This is a genomic window from Streptomyces sp. NPDC089919 (genome assembly GCF_040684615.1).
GTDB lineage: Bacteria > Actinomycetota > Actinomycetes > Streptomycetales > Streptomycetaceae > Streptomyces.
On sequence record NZ_JBFBGK010000010.1, the window covers coordinates 18,478 to 34,259 of the forward strand.

Annotated in this window: 14 protein-coding genes; 10 read left to right on the forward strand and 4 right to left on the reverse strand. The window is 75.8% G+C overall.

Translation table 11 applies throughout. The features are described from left to right. Nucleotides 1-409 precede the first annotated feature (409 nt). Nucleotides 410-1,303, forward strand: coding sequence for a LysR family transcriptional regulator (locus tag AB0O40_RS06820; protein ID WP_365036407.1), 894 nt, complete (start codon nt 410-412; stop codon nt 1,301-1,303). A gap of 164 nt (nt 1,304-1,467) precedes the next feature. Beyond that, a complete protein-coding gene (locus AB0O40_RS06825; protein WP_365036409.1) occupies nt 1,468-2,631 on the forward strand; it encodes an Ig domain-containing protein in 1,164 nt (387 codons plus the stop codon). 20 nt (nt 2,632-2,651) lie between these two features. Here the strand turns inward: AB0O40_RS06825 and AB0O40_RS06830 are convergent, their stop codons facing one another. Continuing rightward, a complete protein-coding gene (locus AB0O40_RS06830) occupies nt 2,652-3,248 on the reverse strand; it encodes an NAD(P)-binding domain-containing protein (RefSeq protein ID WP_365036411.1) in 597 nt (198 codons plus the stop codon). Nucleotides 3,249-3,290: 42 nt separating this feature from the next. Further along, a complete protein-coding gene (locus AB0O40_RS06835; protein WP_365036413.1) occupies nt 3,291-4,130 on the reverse strand; it encodes an inositol monophosphatase family protein in 840 nt (279 codons plus the stop codon). 158 nt (nt 4,131-4,288) lie between these two features. Between AB0O40_RS06835 and AB0O40_RS06840 the strand changes: the two genes are divergently transcribed. From AB0O40_RS06840 to AB0O40_RS06865, 6 genes are all read left to right on the forward strand, one after another. Then, entirely contained in the window at nt 4,289-5,194 is a 906-nt protein-coding gene (locus tag AB0O40_RS06840) for a LysR family transcriptional regulator (RefSeq protein WP_365036415.1), read from the forward strand. A gap of 136 nt (nt 5,195-5,330) precedes the next feature. Beyond that, the gene (locus tag AB0O40_RS06845; RefSeq protein WP_365036417.1) at nt 5,331-6,065 is read left to right on the forward strand and encodes a hypothetical protein; all 735 of its coding nucleotides are present in this window, start codon (nt 5,331-5,333) and stop codon (nt 6,063-6,065) included. 157 nt (nt 6,066-6,222) lie between these two features. Continuing rightward, nucleotides 6,223-7,098: an alpha/beta hydrolase gene (locus AB0O40_RS06850; RefSeq protein WP_365036418.1), complete on the forward strand. Its 876-nt coding sequence runs from the start codon at nt 6,223-6,225 to the stop codon at nt 7,096-7,098. Between the two features lie 134 nt (nt 7,099-7,232). After that, complete coding sequence (locus AB0O40_RS06855; protein WP_365036420.1) at nt 7,233-8,327, forward strand: ATP-binding cassette domain-containing protein; 1,095 nt, start codon at nt 7,233-7,235, stop codon at nt 8,325-8,327. After that, entirely contained in the window at nt 8,324-8,992 is a 669-nt protein-coding gene (locus AB0O40_RS06860) for an ABC transporter (protein WP_365036422.1), read from the forward strand. The genes AB0O40_RS06855 and AB0O40_RS06860 overlap by 4 nt, the downstream gene beginning before the upstream one ends. Nucleotides 8,993-9,387: 395 nt before the next feature. After that, the gene (locus AB0O40_RS06865; protein ID WP_365036424.1) at nt 9,388-10,287 is read left to right on the forward strand and encodes an SGNH/GDSL hydrolase family protein; all 900 of its coding nucleotides are present in this window, start codon (nt 9,388-9,390) and stop codon (nt 10,285-10,287) included. Between the two features lie 49 nt (nt 10,288-10,336). On the opposite strand, the gene AB0O40_RS06870 is transcribed toward AB0O40_RS06865, so the two are convergent. Continuing rightward, complete coding sequence (locus tag AB0O40_RS06870) at nt 10,337-10,843, reverse strand: NUDIX domain-containing protein (protein WP_365036426.1); 507 nt, start codon at nt 10,841-10,843, stop codon at nt 10,337-10,339. Between the two features lie 162 nt (nt 10,844-11,005). Here AB0O40_RS06870 and AB0O40_RS06875 point away from each other — a divergent pair, with 162 nt between their 5' ends. Further along, nucleotides 11,006-12,361: an AMP-binding protein gene (locus AB0O40_RS06875; protein ID WP_365036427.1), complete on the forward strand. Its 1,356-nt coding sequence runs from the start codon at nt 11,006-11,008 to the stop codon at nt 12,359-12,361. Nucleotides 12,362-12,477: 116 nt separating this feature from the next. Then, a complete protein-coding gene (locus AB0O40_RS06880; protein ID WP_365036429.1) occupies nt 12,478-13,878 on the forward strand; it encodes a M1 family metallopeptidase in 1,401 nt (466 codons plus the stop codon). A 174-nt stretch (nt 13,879-14,052) separates the two neighbouring features. Here AB0O40_RS06880 and AB0O40_RS06885 read toward each other — a convergent pair whose 3' ends face one another. Beyond that, complete coding sequence (locus AB0O40_RS06885) at nt 14,053-15,726, reverse strand: VCBS repeat-containing protein (protein WP_365036431.1); 1,674 nt, start codon at nt 15,724-15,726, stop codon at nt 14,053-14,055. Between the last annotated feature and the right edge of the window lie 56 nt (nt 15,727-15,782).

The following is a 15,782-nucleotide window of genomic DNA, read 5'->3' on the forward strand; positions in this document are numbered from 1 at the left end:
CGGGGCCGCACCGGGGGCGGGCGGCCGGCCCGGACCGCAGCGGGCGGGCGCCGTTCAGGCAGGTGAACGACGGCCGGACCGGGCGGACCGGCCCGACGATCCGGGCCGGGGGCAGATCGTGCGGGGAGCGCCGTGCACTGTCAACGGCCGTCCGGACGGTTTTGGCCGGGTCCGGACGTGGCCGGCGGGCCACGGAATCCGCAGCGGTGGAGCGGTGCCCGGGGCTCCGGCCTGCGCGGTCGCCCGTGGTCGGGGGCCCCTCGCGGGGCGTCCGGGGGGCCGGTGGCCGGGACCGTTCATGCCGGGCCGGTATGGCTTGCTGCCCGGTCGGCATGCGTGACCGGGAGGCCGCCCAGAGTTCAGACGTCTGCCTCTTACACACCAACCCCGTGGAGGTTACCGTCCGTTCATGACCCCCACTCTCGCGCAGCTGCGGTACCTGGTCGCCGTCGCGGACTACCGGTCCATCACGAGCGCGGCGGCAGCGGTCTTCGTGGCCCAGTCGGCCCTGTCGCGGGCCGTGCAGGCCATGGAGCGCGATCTGGGGGTGGAGCTGCTGGCCCGCAACAGCCGCGGGGTGGAACTGACGCCCCAGGGCGCCCGGGTGGTACGGCTGGCACGGACGGTGCTGGACGCGGTGGAGGCGATCGAGGACATCGGGGTCTGCCACGCCGGCAGTCCGCCGGCCGCGCTGCAGCTGGCGACCACCCCGACCCTGGCCTGGGACCTGGTACCCGACCTGGTCGAGGCGTTCACCGCCCGGCACCCCGGGATCGAGGTCCGGCTGCACCAACTGGGCAGCCGGGAGGCCCTGGTGGAGGCGATCAGCAACGGCGAGCCCGAACTGGGCCTGGTGGACCTGCCGGTGGACAAGGAGCTCTCCGCACATCCCCTCCAGGAGCGGGAGGTGGTGCTGATCTCTCCGCTCGGCACCCGGCTGCCCGACCCGGTGCCCTTCCGCAGCCTGGAGGGGATCCCGATGGTCCTGCCGACGCCCGGAACCGGGCGGCGCACCGAACTCGAGGCGATGTTCGGCGCGTTCGGGGTGCGGCCGGTGCCGGCCCTGGAGACCGACGAACGGCTGGCCTGGGTGACGGGCGTGATCGCCGGGCGGGGCTCGCTGATCTGGTACCGGGACGTGGTGCCGCGGGCCTTCGGCCAGCGGGCCCAGGTCCGGTCGTTCACCCCGCCGCTGCTGCGCCCGGTGGGAGTGGTCCACGCCCGGCGCCCGCTGAGCCGCCCGGGACGGGCCTTCCTCAGCCACGTACGGCAGAACTCGCCGGTTCGGGAGCCCAGTCGGTGAGGCCCGCGCGCACAAGGTGACCCGGGGGGGGCGGCCACGGTGGCGCTTCCAGGCCCGTGCCGTCGATGCGTCGGGCGGGCGATGCCCGCGCGGCGCCGGGGCCATGCCCAACGCGCGGGTGGCCGCGCCTTGGACTTTGCGGGCGGCCTCGTCACATTGTCCGCATGCCTCTCCTCCTCGCCTTCCGCAGGGCCGCCGCGACCACCGCGGCCGCCCTCTCCCTGGGCCTCTGCGCCGCCCCCGCCTCGGCCGCGTCGCCGACCCCGCTGGCGGCCGAGCGCCACTGCACCCTGCCCGCCGGGCTCACCGAGTTCAGCGGGATGGGGGCGAGCGTCCGCCACCCCGGGGTCTTCTACGCGGTCAACGACAGCGGGAACACCAACCAGGTCTTCGCCGTGGACTGCACCACGGCCACCGGCCGGCTCCGGGCGACCCTCACCCTGGCCGGCACCGCCAACACCGACTGGGAGGCGCTGGCCGTCGGCCGGGACGCCACCGGGCGGCCGGTCGTGCTGGCCGGCGACATCGGGGACAACCTCGGCGCCCGCGCGGAGATCCAGGTCCACGCCTTCCCCGAGCCGGACACCCTCGCGGACGCCACCGTCACGCCCGTGACCTACCGCTTCGCGTACTCCGACGGCCGGCACGACGCCGAATCGCTGCTCGCCGACCCGGTCACCGGCCGGATCTTCGTCGCCAGCAAGCTGATCGGGGCGGCCGGGAAGCTGTACCAGGCCCCGTTGCCGCCGGTGGCCGGGCAGGTCAACACCCTCACCCCGGTCCGGCCGGGCCCGGTCTTCGCCACCGACGGGGCGTACGCGCCCACCGGGACCTCGTACGCACTGCGCAGCGGGGGCCCGCTGGGCGCCAACACGGCCTACGTGTACGACGGTTCCGGGACCAAGTTGGCCGAGGTGCCGCTGCCCGCCCAGCCGCAGGGCGAGACGGTCACCTACGCGGACTGCGAGACCCTGCTGGTCGGTTCGGAGAACGACACGCAGGTGTGGCGGGTACCGCTGCCGGCCGCGGCGGCACCGGGCTGCGGGACGACGGAGCCGCCGTCGGGGGATCCGAAGGTGGCCGATCCGGGGCCCCAGGCATGCAAGTTCAACCAGTCCTGCACGGTCCAGGTCACCGCCACCGGCGGCACCGCACCGCTGCGGTACGCGGCCACCGGCCTGCCCTGGGGCATGTCGATCGACCCCGCCACCGGCCGCATCACCGGCAAGCCCTGGGGATCGGGCACCGTCCAGGTCACCGTCGCGGTCACCGACGCCGCCGCCCGCACCGCCTCCACCACCTTCAACCTCACCGTCAACTGGTTCTGAACGGCTCGGTGGAAGGGCGGTCAGCCCGCGATGGAGATCGCGAAGGGGGTGAACCCGCTGGACCGGATGACGTGCGGCACGAACAGGACCGCGGCCTCCGTGGCGCGGGCGGTCCGGATCCCGCCCAGGTCCCTGATCCACTCCGGCCGCCAGCCGAGGTCGGTGAGGAGTTCCAGGACGGTCCCCTTGGCCTCCGGGTCCTCGCCGGAGAGGAACGCGGTCGGCGGCTGGGAGAGGGTGGCGGGCGCGGTCATCACCGGGAAGAGCATGGTGTTGAGCGTCTTGACGACACGCGTGGCGGGGAGCGCTTCCTGGAGCTGTTCGGCGAGGCTCGAGCCGGGGTGGACCAGGTCGGCCGGCAGTCCGTCCGGGCCGTCGGTGGTGGCGTTGGACACGTCGACGAGGATCTTGTCCCGGAGTTCTTCGCGGAGCGCGGCGAGCCGGTCCAGCGAGCCCGCCCCCGGGGTGGCGTTGATGACGATCCGGGCCCCGCGGACGGCCTCGGCGGCGGCGCCGGGCGTGCGGTCCGCGACGGTCACCTGGTGGCCCGCCCGGGTGAGGGCGGCGGCCAGGTTGCCGCCGACGCGGCCGTTCCCGAGAACTGCGATCGTGGTCATGGCTGATGTGGTCCTTCCGTACGTGCGGGTGGGGATGCGCGGTCAGCGCGAGAGGGTGGCGACGGCAGCGGCGTGCACGCCGGGCGCGGCGGCCAGGAAGCTGCCGCTCTGCGGGGTCCAGGGGCGGCCCTGGGCGTCGGAGATCCGGCCGCCGGCCTCGGTGACCAGCAGGGATCCGGGGAGCAGATCCGCCCGGGCGCCGGCGAACTGCCAGAAGGCGTCGACCCGGCCGGCGGCCACGTCCAGGAGGTGCAGGGTCGCCGGCACGGCCGCCCGGACGACGAGCGCGTCGAAGAGCATCGCGGTGATCGCCGCTCCGACCCGGCGCACGACCGCCTCGTCCTCGTCCGGCCGGGCCTGGCTGGTGGCCACGATGCCCAGGCCGAGGTCCGCGGTCGGGGAGACGTGCAGCGGCCGGCCGTCGAGGTGGGCACCCGCGCCGGCGAGCGCGGTGTAGGTCTGGCCGGTCAGCGGCAGGTGCACGGCGGTGAGCACCGGCCGGTTCTCCCGCACGAGGGTGGCGGTGACCGCCCACTCCGGCAGCCCGTGCAGGTGGTTGACGTTGCCCTCGGCCGGGTCCACGACCCACCACTCGCCGGGCGGCAGCGCCCCGCCGTCCAGCTCCTCCGCCACCCAGCCGGCCTCCGGGCGCAGCCGCGTCAGACGGGGCCGCAGGATGTCGAGGGCCGCGTCGTCGTTGGCGGCGAGCGCGTCCATCAGCTCTTCGCGGCTCCGGTAGCGGACCACCTCGCCGAAGCGCTCGCGCAGCGCCGTGCCCGCCTCGCGGACGGCGCTCGCGGTCCGGGCGAGCAGGTCGGCGTCGGCGCTCTCGGTGGCGGCGGCGATGTCGGTGGTGGCGGCGGTCTGCAGCGGTGCGGACATGGCGGTGCTCCCGTCTGAGGTGGCCGAGGGGGCCTGAGGGGGTGTGGTGCGGCCCGTGGCGGGCCGAACTGCGCAGTGCTTCCTGCGCTTTCGCCTCAACGGTAGGCAGCCCGACGATTAACTTCAAATGCATGTCAGGCACGTCTAGAGTGACTGCCATGCAATTGGATTTGAACCTGCTCGCCGCGCTCGACGCACTGCTGGAGGAGGGCAGCGTGACCGGGGCGGCCGCCCGCCTGCACGTCACCGCGCCCGCGATGAGCCGGAGCCTGGGCCGGATCCGGCGCACGACCGGGGACCAGATCCTGGTGCGCACCGGCCGCACGATGACCCCCACGCCGTACGCGATCGCCGTACGCGCCCAGGTGCACGAGCTGCTGCAGCAGGTCCAGGGGGTACTGGCGCCGAGCCGCGAGCTCGATCTGGCCACACTGGAGCGCACCTTCACCCTCCGCTGGCACGACTCCCTGGTCGCCCTGGGCGGCCCCGCGCTGCTCTCGACCGTGCGCGCGCAGGCGCCGGGGGTGCGGTTGCGCTTCGTCGCGGAGTCCAGCACCGACGGCCCCGGTCTGCGGCGCGGCGAGGTCGATCTGGAGGCGAACGCCAACCGCCCGAGCGCACCGGACATCCGCGCCGAGAAGGTCGGCGAGACCGGCCTGGTCATCGTCGTCCGGCCGGGTCACCCCCTCACCCGCGGCGGGGGCGTCAGCGTGGCGCAGTACGCCGCCGCCGAGCACGTCGTCGTCTCGCGCCGCGGCAACCTCGGCAACCGCCTCGACGACGCCCTGGCCCGGCTCGGCCTGTCCCGGCGCGTGGTGGCGACCGCACCCACGGAGGCGGCCGCGTTGCAGTTCGCGCGCGGCTCCGACCTCCTGCTCAGCCTCCCCGAGGCCACCACCAGGCCGGCGGTCGCCGACCTCGGCATGGCCGTACTGCCGCTGCCGCTCGAACTGCCGTCGGCGCCGGTGTACCTGTCGTGGCATCAGCGCTACGACACCGACCACGCCCACGCCTGGCTGCGCGGCCTGGCGCGCTCCGCGCTGACCGTGCCCGGAGCGGCGTAGCCGGGCCGGGCGGCGCGCGGGGTGAGCCGTCGAGGGTGCGCGGGTACGGGGTGACGTGACGTCAGATATGTTCCCTCACCTCGTCGTTAGCCGGTCTTTGTCATGATCGGGATCTGCCGACAGGGGGACACCGATCATGATTTCCGAACCCGAGCTCAGCTCGCCGTACGCCGACCCGGACCGGGCCTACCGGCGGCCCGAGGAGGTGCCGGACCTGCCGCCGGGTCCGCCGCCCGGGCTGCGGGGCGTCCGGGTGCGGTGGGCGCTGGGGGGCGCGCTGGTGTCGGCGGCGCTGGCCGCGGGCGTCCTGGCGGTCACCGGCGTGGGCCGGGAGGACCGGCCGGACCTCTCCTACGTCCTCCCGCACGACATGTGCGAGCGGCTGACGGTCCCCGCGCTGGAGCGGGTCTCGCAGACGCGGAAGTGGTCCGCGGGCTCGCGCACCGACGAGGACCCGGCGCTCGCAAGCGGCCTGTGCACCCGCGACAAGGAGATCGCGGACCGGCGCCGGCCCTGGCGCTCCTGGACGGTGGAGACCCGCCTCGAACTCCACCGGCGCGTCGACCCGGCCACGGAGTTCAGGGCCCGGGCGGTCACGGCCCGGGGCCTGGAGCACGTCACCGAGGAGGCCGTCTCCGGGCTGGGGCAGCAGGCCGTGATGCTCAGCTCCCCGGCCATGGAGGGACGCATCCTGCGGGTCCTCGACGGCGGCGCCGTCTTCGAGCTCTCGGTCCTGACCAGCACGACCGGCGAGGCCCCCTTCCTCTTCTCACCGGACCCGGCCGACCTCCCCGAACCCGACTGGACCGCCGTCCAGGCCGCCATGATCGAGGACATGCAGGGGATGCTCGCCGCCACCCACGAGAAGTGACGCGGCGGGGTCAGGGCCGCCCGGCGGCCGCGGCGCGGCCGTTGCCGGCCGGCGACCCCGCCCGGCCCGGGCCGGATTCTTTTTCCGCGGGCACCGATGAGTTTCCGGTGGGGGTGCGGTCCTATCCGTGACAGCACGACGAAGCGAGGAGAGCACGATGACCGAGACCGTGACCCGCACCCTGGCGTCCACCGGCGCCACCATCACGTACGACGTCCGGGGCGCCGCGGCCGGCAGCGAGGCCCGCCCGGCGCTGCTGCTGATCGGCTCCCCCATGGACGCCACCGGCTTCACCACGCTGGCCTCGCACTTCCCCGACCGCACCGTGGTCACGTACGACCCGCGCGGCGCGGGGCGCAGCGTCCGCACCGACGGGGTCGCGGAGCACCTTCCGGTCGAGCACGCGGAGGACCTGCGGCGGGTCATCGAGGCCGTCGGCCTCGGCCCGGTCGAGATCTTCGCCAGCAGCGGCGGCGCGGTCAACGCCCTCGCCCTGGTCGCCGCCCACCCGGAGCTGGTGTCGACCCTCGTGGCGCACGAACCGCCGGTCGTCCCGGTCCTGCCGGACGCCGAGGTGGTCGGGGCGCTCTGCACCGACATCCACGCCACGTACCTGCGCGCCGGCAGCGGACGGGCGATGGCCAAGTTCTTCGAGGCGCTCGGGGTCCGCGGCGAGTTCCCGGCGGACTGGCTCTCCCGGCCCGCGCCGGACCCGGCGGCCTTCGGCCTGCCGGCCGAGGACGACGGCACCCGCGGCGACCCGCTGCTGGGACAGAACATGCGCGGCTGCACCGGGTACCGCCCCGACGCCGAGGCGCTGCGGGCCGCGGGCACCCGGATCGTGCCGGCGGTGGGCAAGGAGTCCGAGGGGCAGTTCCCGGCCCGCGCCGCGGTGGCCCTCGCCGGGGAACTGGGCCGGGAGCCGGCCGTCTTCCCGGGCGACCACGGCGGCTTCCTCGGCGGCGAGTACGGCCAGCACGGCGAGCCGGAGGCCTTCGCCCAGACCCTGCGGGCGGTCCTGGACCAGGCCTGACCGACCGTACCGGCCCGTCCGGGCGGCGGGGCGGGCGGCGGGCCGGGCGGCGGGCCGGAACCGGTTGTCGGTGGCGGGAGTTACGTTGGGGGAGATCGGGGTTCCGGGGGCCGGGGTCGAGGGGGGTGGTCGGCATGACGCTGCGGTTGCACGGGGTCGGGCGGCGGTACGGGCTGCGCGGCGCCTGGGTGCTGCGCGGGGTCGACCTCGACCTGCCGGGCGGCACGCTCGCGCGGATCACCGGTGCCAACGGCAGCGGCAAGTCCACCCTCTCCCGCCTGCTGGCCGGCATCGACGCACCGACCCGGGGCCGGATCACCGGCCGGCCGGCGACGGCGTACGTCCCCGAGCGCTTCCCCGGTCAACTGCCCTTCACCGCACGGGAGTACCTGGCCCACCTCGCGCGGGTGCACGGATCCGCCGCGGGTCCGGCGGCCGGCTCCGGACCGGAGTGGCTGGAGCGCCTCGGTGCCGGCCGGTACGCCGACGTCCCCCTGCGGGAGCTGTCCAAGGGCACCAGCCAGAAGGTCGCGCTGGCCCAGGCCTTCCTGGCCCGGCCGGGGCTGCTGGTGCTGGACGAGGCGTGGTCGGGCCTGGACCGGGCGGCGCGCGGGACGGTCGACCAGGCGGTGCGCGAGCGGCTGGCCGACGGGGGTTCGGTGGTCTTCGTCGACCACACGCCCGGCGGACTCGCCGCCGACCCGCACCTGGTCATCGACGTCGCGGACGCCGCCGTGACGCTGTCCGACGGCGGTGCGGCGGCCGACCGGACGGGCCCGTGGACGACCGTGACGGCCCGGCACCCGGACGGCGCGGCGGCGCCCGTCCCGCCCCTGCCCGGCGCACCCCGCGTCGTGCTGCACGGGGACGCACACCGCTTCCACGTACCGGACCGCCACTCGGACGGGCTGCTCAGAGCCCTGCTGTCGACGGATCCGGCCTGGCACATCTGCCGGGTGGCGGCGGACGAGGCCGGCCGGGAGAGCGCGGGCGGCGCGGGCCGCGACGCCAAGGCCCTGGCGGGTGCGGGCGCCGGGAGCGGCGCCGCCGCGACCGGCGGCGGCGAGGCCCGGACGGGTGCCGGGCGGGGGGCCGCGACGGCCGGTGACCCCGCACCGGCCGCGCACCGGCTCCCGGACACCGGCACCGGCACCGGCACCGGCACCGGCACCGGCAGCGACGTGGCCCCCGACTCCGACCCCGACTCCAAGAGGAGGTACGGCCGGTGACCGCGCTCTTCCGCTACTACGCCGCGCTGCTGGTGCGGTCCTACCGGTGGGGGCCGGCCGTGCTGGCGTACTCCGCCTTCCTCGTCGTCGGGCTGCAGTCCGGGCAGCCGGTGCTGGACGGTTTCGGGTACGCCGCGGCGCCGCTGGTGCCGGTCTCGGCCTGGCTGGTGCGGGCCGCGCTCACGGCCGAGCCGGCCGCCGCCCGGCACGTCCTCGCCGCCGCCGTCGGGACCCGCCGGGTCCACCTGGCCGGGCTGCTGGCCGGCGGGGCCGCCTCGGTGGTGCTCGCGCTGGCCGGCACGGCCCTGACCGCCCTCTTCTCCGATGCCCGGTCCGGGGACCACCGGACGGCGGTCCCGATGGGCGGCGCGCTGTGCGCCGGCCTGCTGACGGCCCTGAGCTGCGTCCTGGTCGGCTCGGCCCTCGGCGCGCTGACCAACCGCCCGCTGCTGCGCAGCCCCGCCTGGGCGATACCCACCACGGCCGCCGGCGCCCTGATGCTCCTGGTCCTGGGCTCCTCCCCGGCCAACGCCGCCGTGTCCGGCCTGGTCACCGGCTCCCCGCACGGCGTGGTCCACATCCCCTGGCTCCCCCTCACCGGCGCGGCCGCCCTGGCCGCCGCCGCGGCGGCGATCGCCTGCACGGTGGCACCCCGGCGGGACTGACCCTGGGCGGCGGACCACGTAGCGGGCGGGCACGAGCCGGGCGTGGGGGCGGCGAGCGGGGGACGGCCGCCAGGCAGGGCGCCGGCAGCGACGGAGAAGCGGTGCGCGGCCGCCCGGCCGACACCCGGACAGCCGGACCGGCTCTGGCCCACCTGGACCAACTCGACCGCGGATCCACCGGACTTGGTGCCGTACGCCTTGACCGTCCGGTCGGCCGACCTCATATTACGAGCCAGTAAGACCAGCCAGTAAGACCAGCCAGTAACTGCGCGCAGTGCCCCCGTGGTGCCGGCGGCGGGCGGACGGGCCCGTCCGCCGCCGGTCACGCACGCCTCGCGGCCGTACCCGGGCCGGACACCGAGGCGCGTCCCATCCCCCACCCGAGAGGCACCGCCATGCGTTCGCGTACCCGTACCGTCCGGTCGAGCCGCCGCACCCGCGTCCTCGGCCTGCTCTGCGCCACCTCCGCGCTGGCCGCGACCGGCCTGGCGTCGGGGCCGGCCCTGGCCGCCGGCGCCGACCTCCCGGACGCCGTGGCCCGCTACGTCGCGCTCGGCGACTCGTACGCCTCGGCGGCCGGCGTGCCGGACCAGGTCGACACCGCCTGCGCCCGCTCCGGCCGCAACTACCCCGCCCTGCTGACCGCGGCGCTGGAGCCGGCCGCGCACCGGGACGTCAGCTGCGGCGGGGCGACCACGGTCCACATGACCACCTCTCAGAACCCCACCGCGCCGCCGCAGTTCGCCGCCCTGACCGGCGACACCGACCTGGTCACGCTCACCATCGGCGGCAACGACGTCGGCTTCGCCGACATCATCACCCGCTGCATCGTGCTCGGCGCGTTCAACATGTCCGGCTCCCCCTGCAAGACCAGCTACACCTGGACCGGGACCGACAAGCTGGCCGCGACCATCGACGCCGCCGCCCCCAAGATCGCCGCCACCCTCGACGGCATCCGGCAGCGCGCCCCGCACGCCCGGATCCTGGTCACCGGCTACCCCGCGATCATCCCGGCCGACGGCACCAACTGCCCCTCGGTCGCCAGCATCGCCCGCGGCGACGCCCCCTGGCTGCGCGACACCCACGAACGGCTCAACAAGATGATCGCCGGCCAGGCCGACGCGCACGGCGCCGTCTACGTCGACACGTACGCCAAGTCCGTCGGCCACGACGTCTGCAAGCCGGCCGGCACCCGCTGGATGGAACCCCTGGGCTCCAGCGCCGCCGCCCCCTTCCACCCGAACGCGGCCGGCGAGGCGGCCATGGCCGCAGCCACCCTCGCCGCCCTCGACTGACCCGCCCCGCCCCCGGCCCGCCTCCCTCCCGGAGGCGGGCCCCCGCCCGTCAGCCCCCGCCCAACCCGGGACCCCGTACGGCCCGCGCGATCAGATCGTGGATCAGGTACTCCCCCGGCGCCCGGTTCTCCTTCAGCCGCTCCAGGTCGTCCGGCCCGAACCAGCCGTAGCCGGAGTGCTTGGACCACTCCAGGGCCGGCCGGTCCAGATCGCCCTCCACTTCCACGAGGTAGTCGGCCTCGTGCCGCAGACCCGCCCCGTCGTCCCCGGTCCAGGTGGCGGTGCCCAGGAAGCGCCGGACGTGCCGCAGCCGCCAGCCGGTCTCCTCCCGCACCTCGCGGGCGAGCGCGTCGAGCAGGCCCTCGCCCGGCTCCACGTGTCCGCCGACGACGTCCCAGCAGTCGGGGAAGAGCCGGCGCCCGCCACTCCTCCGCTGCGCGAACGCGGCCCGGCCCGCCCGGTCGAGGATCACGGCCCCCACCGCCCACACCTCCCCGTCCCGAACCACCGGCACCTCGACCCCGCACCCCACCGTGTACCCCGGCTCAGCCTCCATCCCGCCACCCTAGGGGCCGGGGCCACATCGAGCCCGGCCTGGACGCATTAGAGGTTCTGCCGAAGGGGCGGACCGGCCGTGGTGGGGTCCGGGGGTTGTCCCCGGGGCGGGTGGGACGTTGGATCGGGGGGATCCGGATGGTGGTACTGCGGGGGGTTGTTCATGCTGGACGGGTGTACGGGGTGGCCGGAGGGGTTCGTCGACCGGTACTGGGCGGCGGGGCACTGGCGGGGGAACACGCTGGACAACCTGCTGCGCGGGTGGGCCCAGGAGTACGGGCCGCGCACCGCGCTGGTGCACGGCGCGACCAGGCTCTCGTACGCGCAGCTGAACCGGCGGGTGGACCGGATGGCGGCCGGCTTCCGGGGGCGCGGGCTGCGGCCCGGGATGCGGGTGGTCGTGCAGCTGCCGAACGTCCCGGAGTTCGTGGTGACCGTGTTCGCCCTGATGCGGGCCGGTGCGGTGCCGGTGGTCCTGCCGGTCACCGAGCCGGGCCGGGTGGCCGGGACGGTGCGGCTCGCCCAGGCCGTGGGGTACGTCGCCCCCGCCGCGTACCGGGGCGTCGACCACACCGCGCTGGCCGCGGACATCGCCGCCCGCTGGCCGTTCCTGCGGCGGGTGTTCACGCTCGAGGAGCCGGGCACCGAGTCGCCGTACGGGGGGCTGACGACCGACCCGTCGAACTGCCAGTACTCGCCGCTGGGGAACCTCGACGCGGCGCCCTACAAGGCGCTCGCCCTGAGCGCCGCCGAGGTGGCGTTCCTGCTGCCGGCCGGCGGGACCGACGAGGCGCCCCTGCTCGTGCCCCGCACCCATGACGACTACGCCTACCAGGCGCGGGCCGCGGCCGAGTCGGTGGCGCTCACCGGGGCGGACGTCTACCTCGCCGCGCTGCCGGCCGCCTCCGACCTGGTCCTCGGGTGTCCGGGGATCGCCGGCACCCTCTCGGTGGGCGGCACGGTGGTATTGACGGACAGTCAGGATAACGCCCAACTGGTCGAGTTGATCCGTACCGAGCGCGTCACCGTCACCGCGGTCCGGCCCGCGACGGCCGTGCACTGGCTCGATGCGACGGCGGCGGACCCGGGCGCGCTCGACACCCTGCGGGTGGTGCAGCTGACCGGCGGGGAGCCGATCGAGGCGGGGCTCGCCGAACGGCTCGCGGCCCGCCTGGGCGGCCGCCTCCAGCAGGTCTTCGCCCCGCCGGCGGGCCCGCGTACCCTCACCCGGCTCGGCGACCCGGACGGCCGGGTGCTCGGCACCCAGGGCCGGCCGCTCTCCCCGGACGACGAACTGCGCCTCGTCGGGCCGGACGGCGCGGACGTGCCCGAGGGCGGGAGCGGTGAACTCCTCGCCCGCGGCCCGTACGTGCCGCGCGGCTACTACCGCGCGCCGGAGCAGGACGCTCGGGCCTTCACCCCCACCGGATACCTGCGGACCGGCCGGCTCGCCCGTCGCACCCCGGACGGCGACCTGGTCCTCGCCGGCCGCGTCGACGCAGCGGCGGATCCCGCCTGACCGACCGGAACACCTCCGTGACCGGCCGGGAGTCCTGACCCACCGGGACACCCCCCGACCGGCCCGGACGACGGAACGAGCGCGTCCGGACGTACGGGTGTTCTACCGTGCCCGGCATGATGTCTCTCAGGTATGGAAAGGCCGCGCTGGTCGCGTTCGCGGCCCTGCTGCTGGCCGTTCCGCAGGCCACGGCGCAGGACCGGGCACCGGACCGGGGGCTGTCCGCGCCCGCCGCGGCGATCCGGACCCCGGACCGCCCCGCGTACCAGGTCGCGCTGCGGGCCGACGCCGACGGCTCGCACTGGACCGGCCGCGAGACCGTGTCCTTCCGCAACTCCGCCCGCACACCGCTGCGTTCGGTGGACGTGCGGCTGTGGGGCAACGCCCCCGACGGCTGCGGGACGCCCGGCAAGCCGTCCGCGGTGCGGGTGAGCCGGGTCCGGGGCGGCACCCCGCACCCGCGGACCGTCGGCTGCACCGCGCTGCGGATCGACCTGACCGCTCCGCTGGCGCCCGGGGCGCGCGCCGCGGTCTCCTTCGACCTCGCGCTCACCGTCCCGGACCGGACCGCCCGCTTCGGCCGGGAGGGCGCACACCGCTACCTCGGCAACGCGCTGCCCGTCCTGTCGGTACGCGACGCGCAGGGCCGGCACCTGGACCCGGACGTCGGCTTCGGCGAGAGCTACTACACCCTGGCCGGGGATTTCCGGGTGGTCCTCGACCACCCGACCGCGCTGGTGGTGCCCGCCTCGGGCACCACCACCCGGCGCCCGGGCGCGGCCGGCCGCACCGTCAGCACCAGCATCGCGCGCGGGGTCCGGGACTTCGCCTGGGCCGCGGGCCCCTTCCGCACCAAGCGGCTGACCTCCCCCGGCGGCATCCGCGTCAACGCGTACTGGACCGCCGGCACGCCCGCCGCGGGCATCGCGCAGACGCTCAAGGACGCCCCCGCCTCGGTCGACGAGTTCGGCCGGCGGTTCGGCCGCTACCCGTACGGCGAGCTCGACCTCGTCATGAGCGACCGCTTCGACACCTTCGGGAGCATGGAGTACCCCGGGTTCGTCCTGCTGTGGACCCTGCCGGAGGGCTCCCCCGCGGCCCACGAGATCGCCCACCAGTGGTTCTACGGCATCGTCGGGAACGACGAGTACGCCGCGCCCTGGCTGGACGAGTCCTTCGCCCAGTACGCCAACGAGCTCTACTACCGGCTGCCCACCGAGACCTGCTGGAAGGACGCCGGGATCTGGCCCAGCGACACCGCGGCGATCACCCGGCCGATGGGCTACTACGCGGCCGGCCGCCGCTCGGAGTACGTCCAGGTCGTCTACCTGCGCGGCTCCTGCGCCCTGCACGACCTCCGGCGCACCCTGGGCGCACCGGCGATGGAGCGGATGCTGCGCGGCTACGTCCGGGACCACTGGCAGGGCGTGGCCACCACCGCGGACTTCAAGCGCGCGGCGCAGGCCGCCACGACGAAGGACCTCGGCCCCTTCTGGACGCGGCACCGGATCCGCTGACCCCGCTCGGACCCGCCGTCGACGCCGCCCCTCCGCGGTGGGGACGGGGAGGGACGGCGGGCCCGGGGCGGGAGGTGGGGACGGCGAACGGGGGCGGGTGCGCAGGTGCGCACCCGCCCCCGTTGAAGGACGGTCAGATCGCCGTACGGGTTGCCTCCGCCGGCCGGTCCGGGCTCAGTTGAACTGCCGGTACACCGACGCGCTCCAGCCCTTCTCGACCACGCTCCGGCCCGCGAAGGCCTTCGATCCGGTGAGTCCGGTGGACCGGTGCAGCCACAGCGTGCCGGCGGCGTCCCGGGCCAGCAGGTCCGCCCGGCCGTCGCCGTTGAGGTCACCCGGCGCGGCCAGGGTGTCGTACGCCTTCCAGCCGCCGCCGACCGACTCCCGCGCGGAGAACGGCGCGTCGGCACGGCCGGTGCCCCGGTAGCGGAACAGCTGCCCGGCGGCGTCGGTGGCGACCAGGTCGGCGCGGCCGTCACCGGACATGTCCCCGGCGCCCACGATCTGGCGGTAACCGCCCCAGCCGGGGCCCACCTTGACCGGCTTGGCGAACTCGGTCGGGCTCCCGGTGCCGGCGCGCAGCCACAGGGTGCCCCGGGAGTCGCGGGTGAGCAGGTCGCCCTTGCCGTCGCCGGTCAGGTCGCCGGGGCCGACGACCGTCCGGGTGCCGGCGAAGGAGCCCTTGACGGCCTTGCCGGTGAGGAGTTCGGTGAGGGCGGAGCCGTTCCAGGAGTACCGGGTGGGCCGGTTGTCGGCGGTCACCGCGGCCGCGCTGACCAGCGTCCGGCCGGCCGGCAGCTTCTTGTCGAGGGCCGGGTGGACGGGCAGGAAGTGGCCGTCGGTGAGACCGGTGTACTCGCGGACGGCTCCGGAGGCGTCGACCGCGTCGACGCCGTGCTTGCCGTAGACGGGGGTGACACCGGAGTTGACGAACACGTCGGCGGTGTTCCACGGCGGGATGACGCTGGTCGGCGCGCCGAAGCGCAGGCGCGGCTCGAAGGCGCCGTGGCCCTTGCCCGGGTAGAAGTAGAGGACCCCCTCGGGGGTGACGGCCAGCAGGCCGGCCTTGTTCCTGCCGAAGTTGTCGGACGCGATGATCTTGCTGTAGGCATTCCAGCCACCGCCTACGAGGGTGCGCGCCTTGAACGGGGCGGCGGCCCGGCCGGTGCCCTCGTAGTAGTACAGCCGGCCGTCGGGGCTCTTGGCGATGAGGTCGGCACGGCCGTCGGCGTCGAGGTCGTTGGCCCCGACGAGCTGGTCGTACTGGCCCCAGCCGGTGCCGACCCGGACCGCGGCCGCGAAGGGGTTGCCGGTGGCGGATCCGGTGGTCCGGTAGAGGTAGAGGGTGCCGGCCGGGGTGCGGGCGAGCAGGTCGCCCCGGCCGTCGCCGGTGACGTCGTTGACCGCGACCAGCTTGTCGTACCTCTGCCAGCCGGTGCCGGTCCAGGTCGGGGCCTGGCTGCTGTGGGCACCGGCCTGGCTCATCGCGAGGTGGCCGTCGGCGGACCAGAGCAGCAGCTCGGTCCCGCCGCCGCCGCGGACGTCACCGAGGGCGAGGACGTCCCGGGCGGACCGGGTGCCCTCGCCGTGCAGGGCGTAGGTGTAGCCCTTCGAGGAGCCGTCCGTCTCGGTGAGCGCGCGGGCGGTGCCCCACGGGGTGCGGATCAGCAGGTCGCCCCGGCGGTCCTGGTTCAGGTCGGCGCGGGGCCCGAGCGCCGCACCGGCGGCGGTCGTGCCGGCCGGGCGGGCCAGGGCGGTGGCGGGGCCGGCCGACAGCATGGTGCCTGCGATGACGGCGAGGGCGGTGCAGGCCGCGTGGCGGCGCAGGCGCTGGGAACGCGAAGACAAGGAGATCCCCCCGGATCGATCGGATGGAGCGCGGGGCGGAGGGCGGTCCGCGTCGT

Excerpts from the sequence above, each read along its gene's own strand:
- AB0O40_RS06855 (WP_365036420.1), top strand. The coding sequence starts at position 7,233 with ATGACGCTGCGGTTGCACGGGGTCGGGCGGCGGTACGGGCTGCGCGGC.
- AB0O40_RS06840 (WP_365036415.1), top strand. The coding sequence starts at position 4,289 with ATGCAATTGGATTTGAACCTGCTCGCCGCGCTCGACGCACTGCTGGAG.
- AB0O40_RS06825 (WP_365036409.1), top strand. The coding sequence starts at position 1,468 with ATGCCTCTCCTCCTCGCCTTCCGCAGGGCCGCCGCGACCACCGCGGCC.
- AB0O40_RS06835 (WP_365036413.1), bottom strand. The coding sequence starts at position 4,130 with ATGTCCGCACCGCTGCAGACCGCCGCCACCACCGACATCGCCGCCGCC.
- AB0O40_RS06830 (WP_365036411.1), bottom strand. The coding sequence starts at position 3,248 with ATGACCACGATCGCAGTTCTCGGGAACGGCCGCGTCGGCGGCAACCTG.
- AB0O40_RS06850 (WP_365036418.1), top strand. The coding sequence starts at position 6,223 with ATGACCGAGACCGTGACCCGCACCCTGGCGTCCACCGGCGCCACCATC.
- AB0O40_RS06880 (WP_365036429.1), top strand. The coding sequence starts at position 12,478 with ATGATGTCTCTCAGGTATGGAAAGGCCGCGCTGGTCGCGTTCGCGGCC.
- AB0O40_RS06870 (WP_365036426.1), bottom strand. The coding sequence starts at position 10,843 with ATGGAGGCTGAGCCGGGGTACACGGTGGGGTGCGGGGTCGAGGTGCCG.
- AB0O40_RS06820 (WP_365036407.1), top strand. The coding sequence starts at position 410 with ATGACCCCCACTCTCGCGCAGCTGCGGTACCTGGTCGCCGTCGCGGAC.
- AB0O40_RS06875 (WP_365036427.1), top strand. The coding sequence starts at position 11,006 with ATGCTGGACGGGTGTACGGGGTGGCCGGAGGGGTTCGTCGACCGGTAC.
- AB0O40_RS06865 (WP_365036424.1), top strand. The coding sequence starts at position 9,388 with ATGCGTTCGCGTACCCGTACCGTCCGGTCGAGCCGCCGCACCCGCGTC.
- AB0O40_RS06845 (WP_365036417.1), top strand. The coding sequence starts at position 5,331 with ATGATTTCCGAACCCGAGCTCAGCTCGCCGTACGCCGACCCGGACCGG.